The organism is Curtobacterium sp. MCBA15_007, from assembly GCF_001864905.1.
In the GTDB taxonomy this organism is placed as follows: domain Bacteria; phylum Actinomycetota; class Actinomycetes; order Actinomycetales; family Microbacteriaceae; genus Curtobacterium; species Curtobacterium poinsettiae.
Genome location: NZ_MJGM01000001.1, coordinates 714,150 through 736,210, shown reverse-complemented (window position 1 = coordinate 736,210; position 22,061 = coordinate 714,150). Strand labels below are relative to the sequence as shown.

General features: G+C 71.1%; 18 protein-coding genes and 1 pseudogene. 3 read left to right on the top strand and 16 right to left on the bottom strand.

Annotated features, from left to right (window positions below; translation table 11 throughout):
* Positions 1–413 precede the first annotated feature (413 nt).
* The 15 genes and pseudogenes from tyrS to infC form a co-directional block, all read right to left on the bottom strand.
* The gene (gene tyrS / locus BIU95_RS03535; protein WP_042540028.1) at positions 414–1,727 is read right to left on the bottom strand and encodes a tyrosine--tRNA ligase; all 1,314 of its coding nucleotides are present in this window, start codon (positions 1,725–1,727) and stop codon (positions 414–416) included.
* Positions 1,728–1,790: 63 nt separating this feature from the next.
* Positions 1,791–2,489: a DNA-3-methyladenine glycosylase gene (locus BIU95_RS03530; protein WP_071250356.1), complete on the bottom strand. Its 699-nt coding sequence runs from the start codon at positions 2,487–2,489 to the stop codon at positions 1,791–1,793.
* A complete protein-coding gene (gene argH, locus BIU95_RS03525) occupies positions 2,486–3,922 on the bottom strand; it encodes an argininosuccinate lyase (RefSeq protein ID WP_017887965.1) in 1,437 nt (478 codons plus the stop codon). Before argH ends, BIU95_RS03530 begins: the two co-directional genes overlap by 4 nt.
* 82 nt (positions 3,923–4,004) lie before the next feature.
* A complete protein-coding gene (locus BIU95_RS03520) occupies positions 4,005–5,201 on the bottom strand; it encodes an argininosuccinate synthase (RefSeq protein WP_017887966.1) in 1,197 nt (398 codons plus the stop codon).
* Positions 5,202–5,219: 18 nt separating this feature from the next.
* Positions 5,220–6,143, bottom strand: coding sequence for an ornithine carbamoyltransferase (gene argF, locus BIU95_RS03515; protein ID WP_071250354.1), 924 nt, complete (start codon positions 6,141–6,143; stop codon positions 5,220–5,222).
* Complete coding sequence (locus BIU95_RS03510; protein WP_017887968.1) at positions 6,140–7,363, bottom strand: acetylornithine transaminase; 1,224 nt, start codon at positions 7,361–7,363, stop codon at positions 6,140–6,142. The genes argF and BIU95_RS03510 overlap by 4 nt, the downstream gene beginning before the upstream one ends.
* Positions 7,364–7,488: 125 nt before the next feature.
* Positions 7,489–8,412, bottom strand: a pseudogene (gene argB / locus BIU95_RS03505) (acetylglutamate kinase); the annotation flags it as partial.
* Complete coding sequence (gene argJ / locus BIU95_RS03500; protein WP_017887970.1) at positions 8,412–9,611, bottom strand: bifunctional glutamate N-acetyltransferase/amino-acid acetyltransferase ArgJ; 1,200 nt, start codon at positions 9,609–9,611, stop codon at positions 8,412–8,414. The gene argJ and the pseudogene argB, both read right to left, overlap by 1 nt.
* Positions 9,608–10,705: an N-acetyl-gamma-glutamyl-phosphate reductase gene (locus BIU95_RS03495; protein WP_071250352.1), complete on the bottom strand. Its 1,098-nt coding sequence runs from the start codon at positions 10,703–10,705 to the stop codon at positions 9,608–9,610. Before BIU95_RS03495 ends, argJ begins: the two co-directional genes overlap by 4 nt.
* Positions 10,706–10,782: 77 nt before the next feature.
* Complete coding sequence (pheT, locus tag BIU95_RS03490; protein ID WP_071250349.1) at positions 10,783–13,275, bottom strand: phenylalanine--tRNA ligase subunit beta; 2,493 nt, start codon at positions 13,273–13,275, stop codon at positions 10,783–10,785.
* Entirely contained in the window at positions 13,275–14,315 is a 1,041-nt protein-coding gene (gene pheS, locus BIU95_RS03485; RefSeq protein ID WP_042540039.1) for a phenylalanine--tRNA ligase subunit alpha, read from the bottom strand. The genes pheT and pheS overlap by 1 nt, the downstream gene beginning before the upstream one ends.
* A 92-nt stretch (positions 14,316–14,407) precedes the next feature.
* A complete protein-coding gene (locus BIU95_RS03480; protein WP_017887974.1) occupies positions 14,408–15,259 on the bottom strand; it encodes an RNA methyltransferase in 852 nt (283 codons plus the stop codon).
* A gap of 65 nt (positions 15,260–15,324) precedes the next feature.
* A complete protein-coding gene (rplT, locus tag BIU95_RS03475) occupies positions 15,325–15,708 on the bottom strand; it encodes a 50S ribosomal protein L20 (RefSeq protein WP_017887975.1) in 384 nt (127 codons plus the stop codon).
* 28 nt (positions 15,709–15,736) lie between these two features.
* Complete coding sequence (gene rpmI, locus BIU95_RS03470) at positions 15,737–15,931, bottom strand: 50S ribosomal protein L35 (RefSeq protein WP_017887976.1); 195 nt, start codon at positions 15,929–15,931, stop codon at positions 15,737–15,739.
* 60 nt (positions 15,932–15,991) lie between these two features.
* On the bottom strand, positions 15,992–16,666 hold the full coding sequence (gene infC / locus BIU95_RS03465; protein WP_017887977.1) for a translation initiation factor IF-3: 675 nt from the start codon (positions 16,664–16,666) through the stop codon (positions 15,992–15,994).
* 314 nt (positions 16,667–16,980) lie between these two features.
* On the opposite strand from infC, the gene BIU95_RS03460 reads away from it, so the two are divergent.
* Positions 16,981–17,331 (top strand): DUF1844 domain-containing protein, encoded by a 351-nt coding sequence (locus BIU95_RS03460; RefSeq protein WP_017887978.1) that lies wholly within the window; start codon positions 16,981–16,983, stop codon positions 17,329–17,331.
* Between the two features lie 77 nt (positions 17,332–17,408).
* Here the strand turns inward: BIU95_RS03460 and BIU95_RS03455 are convergent, their stop codons facing one another.
* A complete protein-coding gene (locus tag BIU95_RS03455; RefSeq protein ID WP_071250347.1) occupies positions 17,409–18,698 on the bottom strand; it encodes a phosphotransferase in 1,290 nt (429 codons plus the stop codon).
* 104 nt (positions 18,699–18,802) lie between these two features.
* On the opposite strand from BIU95_RS03455, the gene BIU95_RS03450 reads away from it, so the two are divergent.
* Together BIU95_RS03450 and BIU95_RS03445 are read left to right on the top strand one after the other, a co-directional pair.
* Positions 18,803–20,665, top strand: coding sequence for a glycoside hydrolase family 2 protein (locus BIU95_RS03450; protein WP_083389190.1), 1,863 nt, complete (start codon positions 18,803–18,805; stop codon positions 20,663–20,665).
* A gap of 150 nt (positions 20,666–20,815) precedes the next feature.
* On the top strand, positions 20,816–22,045 hold the full coding sequence (locus BIU95_RS03445) for a hypothetical protein (protein ID WP_175470707.1): 1,230 nt from the start codon (positions 20,816–20,818) through the stop codon (positions 22,043–22,045).
* The last annotated feature ends 16 nt before the right edge of the window (positions 22,046–22,061 follow it).

Sequence of the window (22,061 nt, the reverse complement as noted above, 5' to 3'; positions counted from 1 at the left end):
TCTCAAGGACCAGACGCACTTGCTCTTCGGCTCGAGTTCGAGCTTCAGCCACAAGGCTTGTGTTCTTGGCTTGCCACCGGTTGTTCGTCGGACCCGGAGGTCCAGTGGCTCATCCCGAGGGGAGAGAACCGGTGGGCTTGTCATCCTAGGCGTCGAAGCGATCCGGCGCAAGGCCCGATCTGAACTTCAGTGGAGGATGGTCCCGCTTGAGGGCCGACGTGCTCTGGGCTTTCGCTCCAGCCGCTCCGCCGCACCTTTGGGGTGACGAGTAAGAACTATACGCAGCCCTGAGCGGGTGCGCCAAGCCAGCTCCCATCCCGGGCGTGTCGCGTTGTGCAACACACGTCGCCCGGACGCAGTGATGCCCGGTTCCGCAGGGGAACCGGGCATCACGAGAGGTCGAGCGATCGGGGTCAGCCGAGCGTCACACCGGCGAGGGTCTTCTTGCCGCGACGGAGCACGAGGACTCCCCCGGGCAGGGCGAGGTCGGACAACGGGGCGGCCGCGTCCTCGGCTCGGACGTTGTTCACGTAGACACCGCCCTGGTCGATCGCGCGTCGGGCCTCGCCGAGGGACTTCACGAGTTCCGTCTCCACGAGTGCCCGTGCGACGTCCGCCCCGGGGTCGAGCGTGACCGACCCCGGCAGCGCGGCGATCGCCGACCGCAGGGTCTCGGGGTCGAGCGCACCGAGGTCGCCGTTGCCGAACAGCGCGGCCGCGGCGTCGATCGCCGCCTGGGTCGCCATCACGCCGTGCACGATCGAGGTGACCTCGAACGCCAGGGTCCGCTGGGCTTCTCGTCGGAAGGGCTCGTCGGCGACGGCCTGCTCGAGTCGTTCGATCTCGGCGCGCGTCAGGAACGTGAACTGCCGCAACCGGGCGATCACGTCCGCGTCCGTCGTGTTGAGCCAGAACTGGTACATCGCGTACGGCGAGGTCATCTCGGCGTCGAGCCAGATCGCGTTGCCCTCGCTCTTGCCGAACTTCGTGCCGTCGGAGTTCGTGATGAGCGGGGTGCCGAGGGCGTGCACCGTGGCGCCTTCGGCGCGACGGACGAGTTCGGTGCCGGAGGTCAGGTTGCCCCACTGGTCCGAACCGCCGGTCTGCAGCGTGCACCCGTACTGGCGCCAGAGTTCGCGGTAGTCGAGTCCCTGCAGGATCTGGTAGCTGAACTCGGTGTAGCTGATCCCCGCATCGGAGTTCAGCCGCGCGGCGACGGCGTCCTTCTTCAGCATCGAGTTGACGCGGAAGTACTTGCCGACGTCGCGCAGGAAGTCGATCGCGGACATCGGGGCTGTCCAGTCGAGGTTGTTCACCAGTCGGACGCCGTTGTCGCCGTCCGGGCTGAGGAACCGCGACACCTGGGTCTGCAGTCGGGAGACCCACTCGGCCACGGTCTCCGGGGTGTTCAGCGTGCGCTCGGCCGTCGGACGCGGATCGCCGATGAGACCGGTCGACCCGCCCACCAACGCGAGCGGCTTGTGCCCGGCGAGCTGCAGCCGGCGCATGGTCAGGAGCTGCAGGAGGTTGCCGCAGTGCAGCGACGGGGCCGTCGGGTCGAAGCCGCAGTAGTACGTGATCGGCTCACCGTCGAGCGCCTCTTGCAGCGCGGCCTCGTCGGTCGAGACCTGCACCAGACCGCGCCACTGCAGTTCGTCCCACACCGAGTCGAAGGCGGGGTCGTTCTGCTGGCGCGTCAGGACGTCTTGAGCGGTATCACTGGACACCCCGCCATCGTAGCGGCGACGGACGACCGGCAGGCGCGGCAGCCGGGAGGCCCGTGGCCGGGTTCACGGGTCGAGGGCACCCTTGTGCCGTCGGTACGTCGAGACCGTGGGGTCACCCGTCAGCCAGAAGCGCCAGGGGTACCGCACCCCGCCGGCGATGCCGCCGACGCCGGTGCGCGGGCCGCGGGAGATCCGCGGAACCGCAGCGCTCGCGGGCGGACCGGCCAGGGTCTCGGACAGGAGCTCGTCGATCACCTGGGCCGGTCCGGCGGAGGCGAGCCGGGCCTCCAGGCCGGGTGCCAGGGTGAGCACGAACGGGCCGGGCCCGTCGAGGAGCGACGTGCCCTCGTCCTGCCCGAGGATCGATCCGAGCGCACCACCGAGGTTGCCGGGCCCACGTGCCAAGGCGACGTCCGCGACCTTCGACCCGCGACGCGCTCGCGCGACGTCCAGGCCCTCGACGACCTGCGCACCGCGCAGCAGGGAGCCCGACGAGGTGCCGGTCGGCCCGCTCACGACGTTGACGCAGGTGTGGATGCCGTACGAGCGGTAGGCGTACAGCGTGCCGGGCGGGCCGAAGAGGTGGCGGTTGCGCTCCGTCATCCCCCGGTGTCCGTGTGAGCCGGGGTCGGTGGGGCCGGAGTAGGCCTCGACCTCGGTGATGCGGAGCGTCACGCCGCGCCCCGCGATCGTCGCACCGAGCAGGGCCGGCGCGATGATCGGGGCGGGCTCGGCGAGCAGCGCGGCGATCCCCGGGGTCATCGCGAGAAGGGTGCGCCCTCGGCCAGGTCGCGGACGCGGCGGGTGACGGACGCGAGCTGCTCGGCGACCCGGTCGGGTGCGGTGCCGCCGACGCCGGAGCGCGATGCGACGCTGCCCTCGATGGTCAGGACGGAACGGACGTCGGGCGTGAGGTGCTCGGACACCGACCGGTACTCGTCGTCGGTCGGCTCGTCGAGCTCGATGCCGCGCTCCTCGCAGTACCGGACGAGCGCGCCGGAGACCTCGTGCGCATCCCGGAACGGGACGCCCTGACGGACCAGCCACTCGGCGACGTCCGTCGCGAGCGAGAAGCCCTGCGGCGCGAGCTCGGCCATCCGGTCGGTGTCGAAGGTCAGGGTCGCGATCATGCCGGTGAACGCGGGCAACAGGACCTCGAGCGTGGCGACGGAGTCGAAGACCGGCTCCTTGTCCTCCTGCAGGTCGCGGTTGTACGCCAGCGGCAGTCCCTTGAGGGTCGCGAGGAGCCCGGTCAGGTTGCCGATCAGGCGCCCCGACTTGCCCCGGGCGAGCTCGGCGATGTCCGGGTTCTTCTTCTGCGGCATGATGCTCGACCCGGTCGAGAACGCGTCGTGGAGCCGGACGAAGCCGAACTCCTTCGTGTTCCAGAGGATGACCTCTTCCGACAGACGCGAGACGTCGATGCCGATCTGCGCGAGGACGAACGCGAACTCGGCGACGACGTCGCGGGCTGCCGTGGCGTCGATCGAGTTGTCCGCCGGACGGTCGAAGCCGAGCTCCGCGGCGATCGCGGCGGGATCGAGGCCGAGGGAACTGCCCGCCAGCGCACCCGCACCGTACGGGCTGACGCTCGCGCGGCCGGCCCAGTCGCGGAGGCGCTCGAGGTCGCGGACGAGCGGCCAGGCGTGCGCGAGCAGGTGGTGGGCCAGGAGCACGGGCTGGGCGTGCTGCAGGTGCGTGCGCCCCGGCATGATCGCGGCCGGGTGCTCGGTGGCCTGCTGGGTGATCGCGTCGACGAGGTCGATCACGAGCCGCCCGATGCGCCGTCCGTGGTCGAGCATGTGCATCCGGCCGAGGGTGGCGATCTGGTCGTTGCGGCTGCGACCCGCGCGGAGCTTGCCGCCGAGCTCGGGACCGAGGTCGGCGATGAGCAGGCGTTCGAGGGCGCCGTGGACGTCCTCGTCGGAGTCGTCGGGCTGCAGCGTGCCGTCGGCGTGCGCCGCTTCGAGCCGGTCGAGGCCGGCGAGCATGCGCTCCAGCTCGTCGGCGGTCAGGTAGCCCGCGGTGTGCAGCGCTCGGGCGTGGGCACGGGACCCCGCGATGTCGTAGGGCGCGAGCTGCCAGTCGAAGTGCGTCGACTTGGAGAGCGCAGCGAGGGCCGCACTCGGGCCGTCGGCGAAGCGGCCGCCCCAGAGGGCACCGGTGTTGGTGGCGTCGGTCTTCTCGTCGGTCATGTCGTCCTGCGTCGTTTCGTCGGTGCTCGGGCGCGCCGGGGGCGGGGCCGCGGGCTGGTGGTCGGTCCGGTGCGGCTGTCGGTCAGTTCGCCGCATCGCGGCGGGCGGAGATCTTGCTGGGCAGTGACCAGAGTTCGATGAACCCCCTGGACACGGACTGGTCGAACGCATCGCCGGATTCGTACGTCGCCAGGTCGAAGTCGTAGAGGCTCTGCTCGGACCGACGACCCGTCACCGTGGCGCGTCCGCCCTGCAGCCGCAACCGGACGTCGCCGGAGACGTGCTGCTGGGTGTGCTCGACGAAGGCATCGAGGCTGCGCTTGAGTCCGCCGAACCACAGGCCGTCGTAGACCAGGTCGGCCCACTCGGCCTCGACACCGCGCTTGAACCGCGCGACGTCACGCTCGAGCGTCAGGCTCTCGAGTTCCTCGTGCGCGGCGATGAGGGCGACCGCGGCCGGTGCCTCGTAGACCTCGCGCGACTTGATCCCGACCACGCGGTCCTCGACGACGTCGATGCGTCCGACCCCGTGCTTGCCGGCGACGGCGTTGAGCTCCTGCACCATCCGGAGCACGCTGAACCGCTGCCCGTCGAGGGCGACCGGCACCCCGCGGTCGAAGGTGATCGTGACCTCGTCGGCCGGCTGCGGGAGGGCCGGGTCCTGCGTGGTCGCGTAGAGGTCCTCGGTCGGGCCGTTCCACGGGTCCTCGAGGAGACCCGTCTCGACGGCACGACCCCACACGTTCTGGTCGACCGACCACGGCTGCCGCTCGGGCTGCTGGACCGGCAGCCCGTGCTCCTGCGCGTACTGGAGGGCACGGTCGCGGGTGAGGGCGAGGTCCCGCACCGGGGCGATGGTCCGCAGGTCCGGCGCGATCGCCGCGACGGCGGCCTCGAAGCGCACCTGGTCGTTGCCCTTGCCCGTGCAGCCGTGCGCGACGCTGTCCGCACCGAGCTGCTTCGCCGTCAGGGCGAGGTGCTTCGCGATGAGCGGTCGACTCAGGGCCGAGACGAGCGGGTACCGCTTCTGGTACAGCGCGTTGGCTCGGAGCGCCGGCACGATGTACTCGTCCGCGAACTCGTCCTTGGCGTCGACCACGAGCGCCTCGACCGCGCCGCAGTCGAGTGCGCGCTGCCGGATCGCCTCGAGGTCGTCGCCGCCCTGGCCGACGTCGACCACGAGTGCCACCACGTCCTTGCCGGTGCCGTCGCGCAACCGGCCGATCCCGACGGAGGTGTCGAGACCGCCCGAGTACGCGAGGACGACGCGGTCAGCCACTGGTGATCACCCGGTCGGTCAGTCGTTGGCGAGCAGCCAGGCCAGCAGCGCCTTCTGGGCGTGCAGACGGTTCTCCGCCTCGTCCCAGATGATGCTGCGCGGACCGTCGATGACGTCGGCGGTCACCTCGAACCCACGGTCTGCCGGCAGGCAGTGCATGAAGACGGCGTCGGCGGCGGCGTGCGCCAAGAGCGCGTCGTCGACGCGGTACCCCGCGAAGGTGTCGAGGCGCGACTGCTTCTCGGACTCCTTGCCCATCGAGACCCAGGTGTCGGTGACGACGACGTCGGCACCGGCCACAGCGGCCACCGGATCGGTCACGACGAGGACGGAGCCACCCGTCACGGCAGCGCGGTCCTCGGCGTCGGAGACGACCTGCGCCGACGGGAAGAACTCGGCCGGGGCGGCGACGCGGACGTGCATGCCCGCGGTCGCACCGGCGAGCAGGTACGACTGCGCCATGTTGCTCGCGCCGTCACCGATGAACGCCACGGTCTGCCCGGCCAGTGTGCCGCGGTGCTCACGGATGGTGAGCAGGTCGGCGAGGAGCTGGCAGGGGTGGAAGTCGTCGGACAGCGCGTTGACGACGGGGACCGTCGTGCCGGCGGCCATCTCCTCGAGCCCGGCCTGGCCGTAGGTGCGCCAGACGATCGCCGACACCATGCGCTCGAGCACGCGAGCGGTGTCCGACGGGGTCTCCTTGCCGCCGAGCTGGCTGTTCGCCGTCGAGATGATCAGCGGGCTGCCGCCGAGGTCCGAGATGCCGACGTGGAACGACACCCGGGTGCGGGTCGACGACTTGTCGAAGATCACCGCGACGCTCTGCGGACCGGCGAGCGGCTTCTCCGCCCAGCGGTCGGCCTTCATGCGGTCGGCGATGTCGAGGATCGCGGACTGCTCGGACTGGCTCAGGTCGTCGTCGCGGAGGAAGTGGCGGGTCATGCGGTGGGCTCCTGCGCTGCGGCGACGGCCGCGAGGCTCTGGGCGAGGATCGACAGGAACTCGTCGACCTCGGCGTCGGACACGATGAGCGGCGGCGCGATGCGCAGGCTCGACTCGTTGGGGGCGTTGATGATGAGGCCGCGTTCGAGGGCGGCTGCGTTGACGAGCGGGCCGACCGGGCCGGCGAGACCGACGCCGATGAGCAGGCCGGTGCCGCGGACCTCTTCGACCAGCGGGGAGCCGATGGCACGGATACCGTCACGGATGCGCTCACCCTTGACCACCGCGCTGGCGACGAGGTCGGCGCGCTCGATCTCCTCGAGCACGGCGTTCGCCACACGGGTGCCGAGCGGGTTGCCGCCGAAGGTCGAACCGTGCTGCCCGGCCGAGAACAGGTCGGACGCCCAGCCGAAGGTCACGAGGGCGCCGATCGGGAAGCCGCCCGCGATGCCCTTCGCGATCGTGATGGCGTCGGGCGTCACCCCGTGCCCCTGGAACGCGAACCAGTTGCCGGTCCGGCCGACACCCGTCTGGATCTCGTCGAGGATCAGCAGCGCACCGTGCTCCTCGGTCAGCCGGCGGGCGGCCAGCAGGAACCCCTCGGGGAGGTCGACCACGCCGGCCTCGCCCTTGATGGGCTCGAGGATCAGAGCGGCCACGGTGTCGTCGATCGACGCTTCGAGCGCGTCGATCGAGGTGTCGATGTGCTCGACGCCCGGGATCATCGGCAGGAAGTCCTGCTGCAGTGCGGGCTTGCCGGTGAGCGCGAGGGCGCCCATCGTCCGCCCGTGGAAGCCCTGCTTGAGCGCGAGGATCCGCGTCTTCGTGCCGTCGGCGCCCCTGTTGAGGCGGGCGAGCTTGAACGCGGCCTCGTTCGCCTCGGCGCCGGAGTTGCCGAAGTAGACACGGCCCGCTTCGCCCGCGCCGGTGATGCGCTTGAGGCGCTCGGCGAGTTCGAGCTGGGGCGGGGTGGCGAAGTAGTTCGACACGTGCACGAGCTTCGCCGCCTGGTCGGCGATCGCCGCGACGAACGCGGGGTGCGCGTGGCCGAGCGAGTTCACAGCGATCCCCGCGAGGAAGTCGAGGTACTCGTTGCCCTCCACGTCCCACACACGGCAGCCCTGTCCGCGCTCGAGCATGATCTTCGGAGGGGTCAGGGATCGCATGAGCGACGCCCCGAACCGGTCGTTCCAGGTCTCGGTCTGCGTCTCGGTGCTCACTGCTGGTGTCCCTTCTCGTCCGTACCCGCCACGTGCTGGCCGGTACTGCTGTCGATCGACGGCGACGCCACGCGTCGGCCGATCTCGGCGTGGGTCATCTGGTTCTCGGTTCGTCGGCTCGGGTCCGGGATCACCTCGGTGCCCGCACCCCGCAGGGTGAAGACCTCGAGCAGGATCGAGTGCGGGATCCGGCCGTCGATGATGGTCGCGCCGCCGACCCCGCCGACCACGGCATCGAGGCACGCGGTCATCTTCGGGATCATCCCCGACTCGAGGCTCGGCAGGAGTTCGCGGAGTTCCTCGACCGCGATGAGGTCGACGATCGAGTCACGGTCCGGCCAGTTGCGGTAGAGCCCCGGGACGTCGGTGAGCATCATGAGCTTCGACGCCCGGAGTGCGATGGCCAGGGCACCGGCCGCAGCGTCCGCGTTCACGTTGAGCGCCTGGTCGGGGTGCGCGTCGTCGATCGCGATGCTCGAGACCACCGGGATCCGACCGGCCTCGATCGCGGCGAGCACACCGGACGGGTCGACGTGGGTGATGTCCCCGACGTGGCCGAGGTCGTACTCCTGCCCGTCGACGACGACGCCCTTCTTCTCGCCGGTGAACAGCGAGCCGCCGTCGCCGAACACGCCGACGGCCAGGCCCTCGCCGTGTTCGTTCATCAAGTCGACGATCTCGCGGTTCACCTCGCCGGCCAGGACGTCCCGGACGACCGTGATCGCCTCGGTCGTCGTGACGCGGTAGCCGCCGCGGAACTCGGACTCGATGCCCTGTTCCTTGAGGGCGGCCGAGATCTGCGGACCCCCACCGTGCACGACGACGGGGTGCAGGCCGGCGTAGCGCAGGTAGACCATGTCCTCGGCGAAGGCGCGCTTCAGGTCCTCGTTCACCATGGCGTTGCCGCCGAACTTGACCACGACGACCTTGCCCGAGAAACGCTTGAGCCAGGGCAGCGACTCGATGAGCGTCGCGGCCTTGACCGCGGCGAACTCGTGTTCTTCTTCCTTCGTGAGGGGCGTGCCGGCCCCGTTCGTGTCGGCCGCCATCAGCTGGAGTACGCGCTGTTCTCGTGCACGTAGTCGTGCGTGAGGTCGTTGGTCAGGATCGTGGCCGAGTGCGTGCCGACACCGAGGTCGATGCGCACGTGGGTGTCACGCGGGGTCAGGTCGACGGAGTCGCTCGGCTCGTCGGGTGCGCCCGCGTGGCAGACCCGGACACCGTTCATGCTGACGTCCACCGCGTACGGGTCGAACTCGGCGTCGGTGGTGCCGATCGCTGCGAGCACCCGTCCCCAGTTCGGGTCGTTGCCGAAGACGGCCGCCTTGAACAGGTTGTTCCGGGCGACGCTCCGACCGACGGTCACGGCGTCGTCCTCGGTCACGGCGTGCACGACCTCGATCGTGATGTCGTGGCTCGCGCCCTCGGCGTCCTGCTGCAGCTGCCGGGCCAGGTCGGCACAGACCGCGGTCAGGGCTTCCTGGAAGTCACCGACCTCGGGCGTCACGCCGCTCGCACCCGACGACAGCAGGACGACGGTGTCGTTGGTGGACATGCAGCCGTCGGAGTCGACCCGGTCGAACGTGATGCGGGTGGCCGCCCGGAGCGCCTGGTCGAGCTGGTCCGGCGTCTGCACGGCGTCGGTCGTGATGACGACGAGCATCGTCGCGAGCCCGGGTGCGAGCATGCCGGCGCCCTTGGCCATGCCGCCGACGGTCCAGCCGTCCTCGGTCACGACGGACTGCTTGGCCTTCGTGTCGGTCGTCATGATGGCGGTCGCGGCGTCCGGACCGCCGTCGTCGCTGAGTGCCGCGCTCGCCAGGTCGACGCCACGGAGCACGTTGTCGCGGAAGGACTGGTCGCCGACGCCGATGAGCCCGGTGGAGCAGACGACGACGTCGCCGGCCCCGATCCCGAGGGCGTCGCCCACGGCCTCGGCCGTCAGGTGCGTGGTCTGGAAGCCGAACGGTCCGGTGAAGCAGTTCGCGCCGCCGGAGTTCAGGACGACGGCCCGGGCCACGCCGTCCCCGACGACCTGGCGGGACCAGATCACCGGGTGTGCCTGGGCGCGGTTGCTGGTGAACACGGCGGCCACGGCCGCGTCGGGGCCGTCGTTGACGACGAGTGCCACGTCCGGCTTGCCGCTGGTCTTCAGGCCTGCGGTCACGCCGGCGGCGCGGAAACCCGCTGCCGCGGTGACGCCCTGGAGGCCCGGCTCGGTCTGGGTGGTCGTGCCTGCGTCGGTCACGGTGCGACTCCGTCCACGCTGAGGCCCGTGGTCTCGGGGAGACCGAGGGCGATGTTCGCCGACTGGACGGCGGCGCCCGCCGTGCCCTTGGCGAGGTTGTCGAGGGCGGTCACCGCGACGACGCGGCCGGCGGCCTCGTCGACGGCGATGCCGACGAGCGCGGTGTTCGCGCCGATCGTGTCGGCCACCCGGGGGAACTCGCCCTCGGGCAGCAGGTGCACGAAGGGTTCGTCGGCGTACGCCTGCTCCCACGCGAGCCGGACGTCACGCGCGCTGACGCCGGGCGAGAGCTTCGCGGTCGTGGTCGCCAGGATCCCCCGCGACATCGGCACCAGGACCGGCGTGAACGAGATCGTCACGTCGGAAGCGCCCGCGACCTGCAGGTTCTGCTGGATCTCGGGGACGTGCCGGTGCGTCCCCCCGACGGCGTAGGCACTGGCGGACCCCATGATCTCGGAGGCCAGGTAGGTGGTGCTGAGCTTCTTGCCGGCACCACTCGGCCCGACGCTGAGCACCGCGACGAGGTCGTCGGACTCGACGAGGCCAGCCTGGATGCCCGGCTGGATGCCGAGCGTCACCGCGGTGACGTTGCAGCCGGGGACCGCGATGCGCTTCGTGCCCACCAGGGCGGAACGCTGCTTGCCCTGGGAGGCGATGTCGTCGACCTCGCGCCACTCGTCGGCCGAACCCGGAGTGGGAGCCGCGAGCAGGAGTTCGGGGAGACCGTACGTCCACGCGCCGAAGTAGTCGCCGCCGTAGAACCGCTCCCACGCAGCCGGGTCCGTCAGACGGTGGTCCGCGCCGCAGTCGATGACAAGAGCGTCGTCGCCGAGCTCCGCGGTGATCGCACCCGACTGTCCGTGCGGCAGCGCCAGGAAGACCACGTCGTGCCCGCGCAGCGTCTCGGCCGTCGTCTCCGCCAGGGTCAGGTGCGACAGCGAACGGAGGTGCGGCTGGGTCGCGATCAGGGGCTGTCCGGCGTTCGAGAACGCGGTCACCGTCCTGACCTCGAACTCGGGGTGGGCGGAGAGCACACGCAGGAGCTCACCACCCGCGTAGCCGGAGGCTCCCGCCACGGCGACGGATACGGACATGGGATTCCACCTTTGGTCGGACTGGTCGTCGAGAGAGTCGGAGGCGGCGACCCCGGGCGGTGCTGATCCCGTGTGGGTCAGTCGCGCAGGGTCGCCCCGAATCGCTCGCCGGCACGTCGGACAGCGCCGTCACGGGCCTCGGTGGCCTCGGCAGCGGTCAGCGTGCGGTCCGTGGCACGGAAGCGCAGGGCGAACGTCAGGGACTTCTGTCCCTCGTCCACGCCGGAGCCCCGGTAGTCATCCACGAGCCGAGCATACTCCAACAGGTCTCCGGCGCCAGAGCGCACCGCGTCCAGCACCTCGCCGGCCGGTACCCCGGCGTCGACCACCAGGGAGAGGTCCTGCGTGGCTGCCGGGTAGGAGACGATCGGCGCGACCGCGACGAGTTCCGGGGCTGCGGCGACGAGCGCGTCGAGGTCGAGCTCGACGACCGCCACCACGCGGGGCAGGACGGCGGCCTCGGCCAGTCCGGGCAGGAGTTCCCCGGCGACGCCGACGACCGTGCCGTCGACGAGCAGGGACGCGGCGCGACCCGGGTGCAGCGACGGGTGGGTGGCCTGCGCGACGGCCAGTTCCACACCGACGGCCCACGCGACCTGGCGGGCCGTGTCGATGGCGTCGGCGATGCCGAACGGTTCCGCGGTGGCGCCGGGCTGCTTGACGACCCGGTGGCCGGTGAGCAGGGCAGCGACGTGGAAGGGCTGGGCCGGCAGCGAGGCGTCCAGTGCTTCGAGCGTCGCACGGTCGGGCCGCGCCGCGCCCGCCGGGACCTCGTCGGTGCCGAGCGTCACGCCCGTCACCGGCAAGAACACCCGGGACGTCTCGTACAGGGCGACGTCGACGAGCCCGCGCGAGACGTTGCGGCGGGCGGCGTCGACCAGGGCCGGGACGCCGCTGCGGCGCAGCAGGTTCTGCTCGCTGTCCAGGGCGTTGGCGAGCACGACGCTCGGTCCGCCCTGCGGGTCGATCCCCGGGTAGGCGTCCTGCGTGGCGGCCGACACGAACGGGGCCGTGACGACCTCGGTCAGGCCCGCCGCGGCCAGCGCCGAGGCCACCCGACGACGTGCCTGCTGGTGCCGGGTCAGCCCCCGGCCGGGCGGGGCGACGGGCAGGACGCTCGGGATGCGGTCGTAGCCGACGATGCGTGCGACCTCTTCGACCAGCGTGGTGTCGTCGGTCAGGTCAGGGCGCCAGGTGGGCGGGGTGACCGCGAGCTGCTCGCCGTCGGACTCGACCGTGGCGCCGATCGCACGGAGCGTCTCGATGACCTCGGCGTCGGTGTAGTCGACGCCGACGAGCTCGGCCGGGCGGGAGACCCGCATCGTGACGGTCGGCCGCGGGTCGCTGTCGACGAGCGTGGACCCGAGGGGGTCGGCGGTGCCGCCGGCGAGCTCGACGAGGAGCTCGACGGCGCGGTTCGCCGCGGCCTCGGCCACCAGCGGGTCGGCCCCGCGCTCGAAGCGACGGGATGCCTCACTGGGCAGCTTGTGCCGACGAGCGGTGCGGGCGATCGAGACCTGGTCGAACCCGGCGGCCTCGATCAGGATGTCCGTCGTGCTCGCCGAGATCTCGGTGCGGGCCCCGCCCATGACGCCGGCGAGCCCGACGGGACCGTCGTCGTCGGTGATCACGAGGTCTTCGGGGTCGAGCTCCCGGACGGTGCCGTCGAGGGTCTCGAGCGTCTCACCGGCGTTCGCCCGGCGGACGCCGAGGCCCCCCGCGATCGCTTGCAGGTCGTAGCCGTGCAGCGGCTGGCCGAGCTCGAACATGACGTAGTTCGTGATGTCGACGGGCAGGGAGATCGAACGCACCCCGGCCAGCGACAGACGCGACACCATCCAGGAGGGTGTCTTCACTGCCGGGTCGATCCCGCGCACGACGCGCGTGACGAACGTGGAGGCGCCGACCCGACCCCGGACCGGAGCCTGGTCGTCGATCGTGACCCGGAAGCCCTCGGCCGCACGCGGCGCGATGCGCTCGACGGGGTCGTGGAAGCTGGCTCCGGTGGCGTGCGCGTACTCACGAGCGACCCCGCGCATGCTCAGCACGTACCCGCGGTCGGGCGTGACGTTGATCTCGACCGCGGCGTCGTCGAGGCCGAGGAGCGCGATCGCGTCGGCACCGACGGCGGGCTCCATGCCGAGGTCGGCGAAGCGCAGGATGCCGTCGTGCTCGTCGCCGAGCCCGAGCTCGCGCGCCGAGGCGATCATGCCGTCGGACACGTGTCCGTAGGTCTTGCGGGCGGCGATCGGGAACGGCCCGGGCAGGACCGCACCGGGCAGCGTGACGACGACGAGGTCGCCGACGTCGAAGTTGTGCGCGCCGCAGACGATGCCGCGGGGCTCGGCTTCGCCGACGTCCACCTGGCACCAGTTGATCGTCTTGCCGTTCTTCTGCGGCTCGGGGACGCGCTCGAGCACCCGACCGACCACGACGGGGCCGGTCAGGTCGAAGGTGTGGACGTCTTCTTCCTCGAAGCCGACCGACACGAGCGCCGCGTGGACGTGCTCGAGGGTGACGTCGTCGGGGAGGTCGACGGACTCACCGAGCCAACGGAGTGGGACGCGCATCAGACCACCGTTCCGAACTGCTGCGAGAAGCGGATGTCGCCCTCGAGGAAGTCACGCATGTCGTTCAGGCCGTTGCGGAACTGCAGCGTCCGCTCGATGCCCATGCCGAACGCGAAGCCCTGGTACTCGTCCGGGTCGATCCCGGCGGCACGCAGGACGTTGGGGTTGACCATGCCGCAGCCACCCCACTCGACCCACCGTGCGCCACCCTTGGCGTTCGGCTGCCAGACGTCCATCTCGGCACTGGGCTCGGTGAACGGGAAGTAGTTCGGGCGGAGGCGGATCTGCGCCTCGGCGCCGAACATCTGCCGGGCGAAGTGCTCGAGCGTGCCGCGCAGGTGCGCCATCGTCAGGCCCTTGTCGATCGCGATGCCCTCGACCTGGGTGAAGACCGGCAGGTGCGTGGCGTCGAGCTCGTCGGCACGGTAGACGCGTCCGGGCGCGATGACGTACAGCGGGAGGTCACGCGACAGCAGCGACCGCACCTGCACCGGTGAGGTGTGGGTCCGCATGACCAGGTGCCGGTCGACGGGCTCGACGAAGATCGTGTCCGCCATGGCCCGGGCGGGGTGGTCCTGGTCGAAGTTCAGCGCGTCGAAGTTGAACCACTCGTGCTCGAGCTCCGGGCCTTCTGCGACTTCCCACCCCATGCCGACGAAGATGTCGGCGACGGCTTCGTTCAGCAGCGAGAGCGGGTGGCGGGAGCCGGTGGCGCGGTGGGTCGGCAACGCGGTGACGTCGACGCGTTCGGCTTCGAGCCGTGCGCGTTCCTCGGCCACCGCGAGGACGGATTCCTGCTCGGCGATCGCCGCGTTCACCCGCCCACGGGCCTGCCCGACGAGCTTGCCCGCCGCGGCCTTCTGTTCCGGCGGCACACTGCGCATCGATGCGTTCATCCGCGCCAACGGTGACTGCTCACCGGTGTGCTCGGCCCTGGCCTGCTTCAGTTCGGCGACCGTCGTCGTGGCACGGACGGCGGCGAGGGCCGCGTCCACCGCGTCGGCGACGGCCGATTCGCTGATCTCGAGAGGTTCTGACACGAGACCCAAGCCTACCGGCCGTCGGGATACCACCCACCTGCACCGAGCGGACGGTGGATGGCCGACGCCGACGACCGGTCTGTGGAGGAGCGTCAGCTCCGGAGCGCGAAGGCCGACTCGTACAGGCACACCGACGCCGCCGTGGCGAGGTTCATCGACTCCGCCTGCCCGTAGATCGGCACCTTGACTGCCCGGTCGACGAGCGCCAGGTCGTCGGCGGTGAGCCCGCGTGCCTCGTTGCCGAAGACCCACGCGGTCGGACCGTCGAGCATCCCTTCGGCGCGCACCACCGGCAGGTCGTCGCCGGAGACGTCGGCGGCGAGCACCGTGTAGCCGAGGGCCTTCGCCCGCTCGATCGTGTCCGCGAGCGTGACACCCACCGACACCGGCACGTGGAACAGGGACCCGGTCGTCGACCGGACGACCTTCGGGTTGTACGGGTCCACCGACCGGCCGGTCAGCACCACCGCATCGGCTCCGGCCGCGTCCGCCGCGCGGATGATCGTGCCGGCGTTCCCCGGGTCCCGCACCTCTTCGAGGATGGCGACCAGTCCGGGCAACGCGGCCTGCTCGTCGGACGCATCACGGGCCTCCGCGTCGGCGCCAGCCGCAGCGCGGTCCGGGAAGACGTCCTTCACCGACGTCGGGAACTGCTGGCACACCGCGACCACGCCCTGCGGGGTGACGGTGTCCGCCATCGCGTCGAGCACCTGCTCGGTCACGAACCACGTGTCCACCGGCGCGTCGTCCAGCCCGTAGCGGGCTGCGGCGGTGGGGGTCACGTACAGCTCGCGCAGGAGCTCCGGCGCGTACTCCAGCGCTTCGCGGACCGCTTGGGGTCCTTCCAGCAGGAACAGGCCGGTCTCGGCCCGGACGTCCTTCTTGGCCAGGGCCGCAACGGCCTTCACGCGTCCGGCACGGGGGTTCTCGAGGAGATCGCTCACGACCCAAGTCTAGGAACGACGAAACCCCCGCCGTGCGGCGGGGGTTTCGCGAGCAGAAGAACTGACTACGCAGCCTTCGGGGCCGAGGTGTCGGCCGGGAGGGCCTTCTTCGCGGTCTCGACGAGCGCGGTGAAGGTCTCGGGGTTGTTCACCGCGAGGTCGGCGAGGATGCGACGGTCGACCTCGACGCCGGCCAGGTTGAGACCCTGGATGAGGCGGTTGTAGGTCAGGCCGTTCGCACGGGAGGCAGCGTTGATGCGCTGGATCCAGAGGCGACGGAACTCGCCCTTCTTCGCGTGACGGTCGCGGTACGCGTAGACGAGGGAGTGGGTGACCTGCTCCTTGGCCTTGCGGTACAGACGCGAACGCTGGCCGCGGTAGCCCTCGGCGCGTTCGAGGATGACGCGGCGCTTCTTGGCGGCGTTGACCGCTCTCTTTACTCGTGCCATTGCACTATTCCTTTACGATCTGCGGGGCTCAGTGGCCGAGGAGCTTCTTGACGTTCTTCGCGTCACCCTTGGAGAGGACCTGGTCCTCGTTCAGGCGGGCCTTGCGCTTGGAGCTCTTGACCTCGAGGTTGTGACGCATACCGGCCTGCTGCTTCATGATCTTGCCGGTACCGGTGACCTTGAAGCGCTTCTTCGACCCGGAGTGGGTCTTCTGCTTGGGCATGGTGGTGCCTTTCCGTGGGATGGATGGGGGGCCGCGTCGTTGCGGGTTCGGTCCGGGGACCTATTCGGCCGCGGAGTCCGTGGATTCCGCAGCTGCCTCGGACGTGGAACCGGCCTCGGCCTCGTCCTTGCCCTTCGCGGCGTGCTCGGTGGCACGACGCTCGGCCTTCTGTGCAGCACGCTTGGCGTTCTGCTCGCCCTTGACGTCGGACTTGTTCTTGAGCGGGGCGATGATCATCGTCATGTTGCGGCCGTCCTGGGTCGGACGCGACTCGACGACGCCGAACTCGGCGATCTCTTCCGCGAACTTGTGGAGGAGACGGACACCCTGCTCCGGACGCGACTGCTCGCGGCCACGGAAGAGGATCATCGCCTTCACCTTGTCGCCACCGAGGAGGAACCCCTCGGCGCGCTTGCGCTTCGTCTCGTAGTCGTGCACGTCGATCTTCAGGCGGAAACGGACCTCTTTCAGGTCCGTGTTCACCTGGTTGCGACGGGCTTCCTTGGCCTTCTGAGCGGCTTCGTACTTGAACTTGCCGTAGTCCATGATCTTGGCCACGGGCGGCTTCGAGTTCGGCGCGACCTCGACCAGATCCAGTTCGGCTTCCTGCGCGAGACGCAGGGCCATGGCGATCGGGACAACGCCGACCTGCTCACCCTGCGGACCGACGAGTCGGACTTCGGGAACGCGGATTCGGTCGTTGGTACGGGGATCGGTGATGCGGAGCTCCTTCAATCAGGTGGTGGCCGTCCGGGGCGTTTGCCCTGGACGACAGCACGAGAGAGGAGATCTGACGCACGGGATGTCGACCCGTTCGGCAGCCGCCCTGCATCGGATCCGTGGGATCCGACCGACGAGCGCAACACGTGCGCTCGCGGAGCGGTGGTGACCCGGTAGCCTGGTGGAACGCGGCCGCGGGTGGGAGAGACTCCTCTTTCGTGACACCGTCCGGGAGTTGTCAGGGTTCGTGACGTCAGGAGAACTGATGTCAAGAGAACTGATGGCACACGGACAGCATCTGCCGCGAGCAAGCCTAGCAGAGGAGCACTGTGAGCGACACCCCGATCGACGACACCGGCATCGACGCCGCCAGGGACATCGCGGAGGTGCCGGCGGTCGAACTCATCAACACCGTTGCGGTGCACCTGCTCAGTGCCGCGGCCGTGAAGGTCGGCCTGGCCGACGACCCGCAGCAGCAGACCGACCTGGACGAGGCACGGAAGCTCATCACCGCGCTGGCCGGTCTGGTCACCGCCGCCGCGACCGAGATCGGCGACCACCACGCCCGCCCGCTCCGCGACGGGCTGCGGTCGCTGCAGCTCGCCTTCCGCGAGGCGTCGGCGATCCCGGACGCGATCGGCGCCGGGCCGGGCGAGAAGTACACGGGACCCGTCAACTAGACGGGCGTCACCCGGTGACGGACAGGAGGCCCGTGACGGTGTCGCCACGGGCCTCCTGTGGCGTTCGTGGGTCGCGGTCAGGACCCGCTGTCGCCGACCAGGCGCGCGACGGCCGCCAGCGGGATGCCGACCCAGTCGGGTCGGTTGCGGGTCTCGTAGACGACCTCGTAGACCGCCTTGTCGAGCTCGAAGGCGTCGAGCAGCGCACTGTGGCCGGCGAGGTCCGCGCCGGTGCCGCGCTGGTAGCCGTCGAGGAAGCGCGCTCGCGCCTCGGCTGCCCAGGCTGACGCGTCGACCGGCTCGGCGTCGTGCGCCAGGGCACCGGCGACGTAGTCGAACGAGCGGAGCATGCCCGCGACGTCGCGCAGGGTGACGTCCGGCAGCGACCGTTCGTCGAGGGGGCGGAGCGGTTCGCCCTCGAAGTCGAGGAAGACCCACCCGCGGGGATCCGGAGCCGCCAGGACCTGCCCGAGGTGCAGGTCGCCGTGGATGCGCTGCAGGTCCGGCCAGATCGCGTCGGCTGCCCGGGCGTAGACCGCACGGATCGCGTCGGCGTGTTCGGCGACGGCGGGGGCCTCGCGGGCGGCGGTGTCGAGTCGGGTGTGCATCGTGGCGACTGCGGTGGCGCGTCGTGACCCGTCGGCCGGCTCGGTCGGCAGCGCTCCGGCCAGGGTGCGGTGCACGTCGGCGAGCGCGGTGCCGAGCTGCTCGGCTCGGTCCCCGAACGGCGTGCCGGCCTGGGCTTCCCGCAGGGCGACGCGCCAGGCGTCGTCGAGCCCGGGCAGGAACTCCTGGGCGAAGGCGAGGTGGCCGGTCGCGGCGCCGTCCGGGCGGCCGACGTCGGGCCACTCGGCGCGGAGGGCCCCGTAGACCCGGGGCACGCGGGTACTGCCCGCCGCGGTGAGGGCGAGCTGCGTGGTCACGTCGGGGTTGTCGCCGTGGTGCAGCACGCGGAAGACCTTGATGATGACGCGATCGCCGGACTCCGTGTCGCAGATGACCGAGGTGTTGGACTGCTCGCCCGTCAGGACGCGGGCCGCGGTGACCCGGCCGATCGGGCTGAGGCACTCCGGCGCCGCGTCGATGCGTGCGGCGAGCGCCGACACCCACGCGAGGTCGGTGGTGGCGTCGACGACCGTGCCGTCGGGACCGCTCGTGATCGGTGCCTGGTAGAGCACGGGGACCGCGGGGGCCTCGTCGAGCACCAGGCGGGTCCCGTCGTCGGTCGAGATGGTGTGGAGACGCGGCACGGACCCCTTCGAGGCGTACCAGCGACGGTCGGCGATCCAGGACTCGAGGTCGTGGTCGCTCGGCGTGCGGGTGTCGGGGGCGGTGGTGTCGGGGGCGCTGGGTGCTCCGTCGCTCATGCAGCGGAACCTACGCGCCGGGGGCTGGCGAGGTGCCGAGTCCTCGGCGCGACGGCGGGCGGCATGCCCTTTACAACGATGTACCGAACCGGGAACATGGAGGTATGAGCACGCTCGACGGCACCGTGGCCGCACCTGACTCCGCTTCCGCCCCCGGCCTCCCCCTCGCTTCGCGGCAGGACGGCACGTACCCCCGGCCGCAGATGCTCCGCACCGCCTGGGCCGACCTCGACGGCACGTGGTCGTTCCGGAACGACGGCGACGACGACGCCTGGCGCACCGGCTTCACCGACGCCCGGGACATCGTCGTCCCGTTCCCGCCCGAGTCCCCGGCCTCGGGCATCGACGAGCCCGGATTCCACCCCGTGGTCTGGTACTCCCGTGCGATCACCCGCTCGGAGCTCGACGCCGCCGGGTTCGGCACCGGCGCGCCTCGACTCGTGCTGCACTTCGGTGCCGTCGACCACCGTGCCCGCGTCTGGGTCGACGGGCAGTTCATCGGCGAGCACGAGGGCGGCCACACGCCGTTCTCCTTCGACGTGACCGAGGCGCTGGTCACGGACCCCGACGCCGTGCACACCCTGGTGGTCCGCGCCGAGGACGACCCGCACGACCTGACCCAGCCGCGCGGCAAGCAGGACTGGCACGAGGACCCGCACGCGATCTGGTACCGCCGCACCACCGGGATCTGGCAGACGGTCTGGCTCGAGGCCGTGCCGACCGTCTCGATCGCGTCCCTGCGCTGGACGAACGTCGACCACGCGACCATGCGCCTGACGGTCCGGCTCGACGGGCACCGCACCGGCGGCGAGCGCCTGCGCGTCGAGGCCCGCTGGGACGAACGCGACGAGCACCTCGCCACGATCGAGACCACCGTCGGCGAGACCGGGGACGAGTTCGACGTGGTCGTCCCGATCGCGCGGCAGACGAACGGGCAGGCCGAGGACGAGCTGCACTGGACCCCGGACGCCCCACGCCTGGTCGACGCGACGGTCTCGCTGCTGCCGCGTACCGGCGCGACGCCGATCGACGCGGTCGCCAGCTACTTCGGGATCCGGACGGTCGGGGTCGACGGCGGCGCGTTCCTGCTCAACGGCCGACGCCACGAGGTCCGCAGCGTCCTGAACCAGGGCTACTGGCCCGAGTCGCACATCGCCGCCCCGTCCCGCCGGGCACTCCGCCGCGAGGTCGAACTCATCAAGGAGCTCGGCTTCAACGCAGCCCGCAACCACCAGAAGATCGAGGACCCGCGGTTCCTGTACTGGGCCGACCGACTCGGACTCATGGTGTGGGGCGAGGCCCCCGGCGCCTACGCGTTCTCCCCCCGTGCCGTGCAGCGTCTGGTGCGCGAGTGGATGGACGCCGTCGAGCGTGACGCCTCGCACCCGTCGATCGTCACGTGGGTGCCCGTCAACGAGAGCTGGGGTGTGCAGCACATCGCCACCGACCCGGCCCAGCAGGCCTACGCACGGGCCCTCGCCGACGTCACGCGGGCACTCGACCCGACGCGTCCGGTGATCTCGAACGACGGGTGGGAGCACACGAACTCCGACATCGTCACGATCCACGACTACGAGGGTGACGGACCCCGGCTCGCAGCGACCTACGCGGACGAGACCGCACGGACCCGGCTGCTCGGTGGGATCGGCCCGGCGGACCGCCGCATCCTGGTCGGGGGCGCCGAGGACCTCGGCCAGCCGGTCATGCTCACCGAGTTCGGCGGCGTGAACTACCAGCCGGGCGTCCAGCGCGAGGACGGCTGGGGGTACACGTCGGCCACGGACGGCGACGACTGGGTCGCCCGCATCACCGCGCTGTACGACGCGGTCCGTGCGAGCTCGTTCCTCGCCGGGTCCTGCTGGACGCAGCTCACCGACACCATGCAGGAGACGAACGGCCTGCTCAACGCAGACCGTTCCCCGAAGGTCCCGATCGAGCAGATCCGTCGCGCGGTCACGGGGCGCTAGCCGGGAGACCCGCACCCCGTGAGCAGCGGTGGTCACCTCCGGCAGACGGACCCGACCACCGCTGCTCACGACGCACACGGGTCGCCTCGCGCCGGGCGGGCGGCGACCCGCGATGCGGGGCGCGGCCCACGGTCTGGGAGGATCGGGCGGGTGACGAACGTGGCGGAAGCGAGCCGGGCCTCCAGGCGGGGGTTCCGCAACCTGCTGACCGGACGGCACAGCGCGTGGACCGCGCCGCTGCTGCTCTGGATGGGCTCCCGGGTGGTGAGCACCGTGCTGCTGGCGACCGTGTACCTGCTGGCGACCGCGAACGGCTGGCCGTTCGCCTCGTACCGACGCGACCCGTCGTTCTTCACGTTCTCGGGGTCGTGGGACGCCTCGTTCTACCGGACCATCGCCGAGCACGGGTACCCGGCGACGCTGCCCGTCGACGACGCCGGGCACGTCCTGCCGAACGCGTGGGCGTTCCTGCCCGTGTTCCCCACGGTCGTGCGGATCCTGATGACGCTGACCGGCGCCTCGTTCTGGGTCTCCGGAGTCGTCGTCGCCTCGATCGCCGGAGCCGGCGCGTGCGTGCTGCTGTACCGGCTGGTGCTCGCCGTCGGCAGCGCACACCGTGCCCGCTGGGCGACCGCGCTGTTCGCGTTCGCGCCGACGGGCTTCCTGCTGCAGGTCGCCTACGCCGAGAGCCTGCTGCTCGTGCTGCTGTTCGGCGCACTGCTGGCCCTGGTGCGGCGACGGTACTGGCTGATCGCACCGCTCGGTGTCGTGGCCGCGTTCACGAAGCCCGGGGTCCTGGCACTGGCGCTGGCGCTGGCCGTGCACCTGGTGGTGCGGTGGGTCGGAGCGCGCCGGTCCGGGCGAGCAGCCGAGGTGTTCCCGTGGCGCGATCGGATCGCGATCGTGGTGACCGGCCTGGTCGTCGCGGCTGCGGGCCTGGCGTGGCCCGTCATCGCGACCGCCGTGACGGGGCGGCCGGACGCCTACCTGGACACCGAGTTGTCGTGGTGGGTGGGGTTCGTCGGCCGGCAGCACTTCGCGCCGCTGACACCGTGGTTCATCATGGCGTCGACGTGGCTCGGGCCGCTCGGCATCGGGCTCGTCGTGGTGGTGCTCGCCGGCGCCGTGTGGTTCTTCTCGCGCAGGAGCACCCGGGCCCTGGGCACCGACGTGCTCGCGTTCACGGCCTCGTACGGGCTGTACCTGGTGGCCGTGTTCCTGCCGCAGCAGTCGTTGCCGCGGTTGCTCATGCCGATGGCGCCGCTGCTCGGGTCGGACGTGTTCGTGGGGACGCGGCGGCGGGCGGTGACGTGGCTCGTCGTCGGGGTGGGCCTGCAGTCGATCGCGATCGTGCTGCTCTGGTTCCTCGGGTACCCCTGAGCGGCGCTGTCCGTCG

What these genes read in the sequence shown, in the direction of transcription:
- BIU95_RS03530 (WP_071250356.1), bottom strand. Translation starts at nt 2,489, where the DNA reads ATGACCCCGGGGATCGCCGCGCTGCTCGCCGAGCCCGCCCCGATCATC.
- argH (WP_017887965.1), bottom strand. Translation starts at nt 3,922, where the DNA reads ATGACCGACGAGAAGACCGACGCCACCAACACCGGTGCCCTCTGGGGC.
- argF (WP_071250354.1), bottom strand. Translation starts at nt 6,143, where the DNA reads ATGACCCGCCACTTCCTCCGCGACGACGACCTGAGCCAGTCCGAGCAG.
- BIU95_RS03495 (WP_071250352.1), bottom strand. Translation starts at nt 10,705, where the DNA reads ATGTCCGTATCCGTCGCCGTGGCGGGAGCCTCCGGCTACGCGGGTGGT.
- pheT (WP_071250349.1), bottom strand. Translation starts at nt 13,275, where the DNA reads ATGCGCGTCCCACTCCGTTGGCTCGGTGAGTCCGTCGACCTCCCCGAC.
- rplT (WP_017887975.1), bottom strand. Translation starts at nt 15,708, where the DNA reads ATGGCACGAGTAAAGAGAGCGGTCAACGCCGCCAAGAAGCGCCGCGTC.
- rpmI (WP_017887976.1), bottom strand. Translation starts at nt 15,931, where the DNA reads ATGCCCAAGCAGAAGACCCACTCCGGGTCGAAGAAGCGCTTCAAGGTC.
- BIU95_RS03455 (WP_071250347.1), bottom strand. Translation starts at nt 18,698, where the DNA reads ATGAGCGACGGAGCACCCAGCGCCCCCGACACCACCGCCCCCGACACC.
- BIU95_RS03450 (WP_083389190.1), top strand. Translation starts at nt 18,803, where the DNA reads ATGAGCACGCTCGACGGCACCGTGGCCGCACCTGACTCCGCTTCCGCC.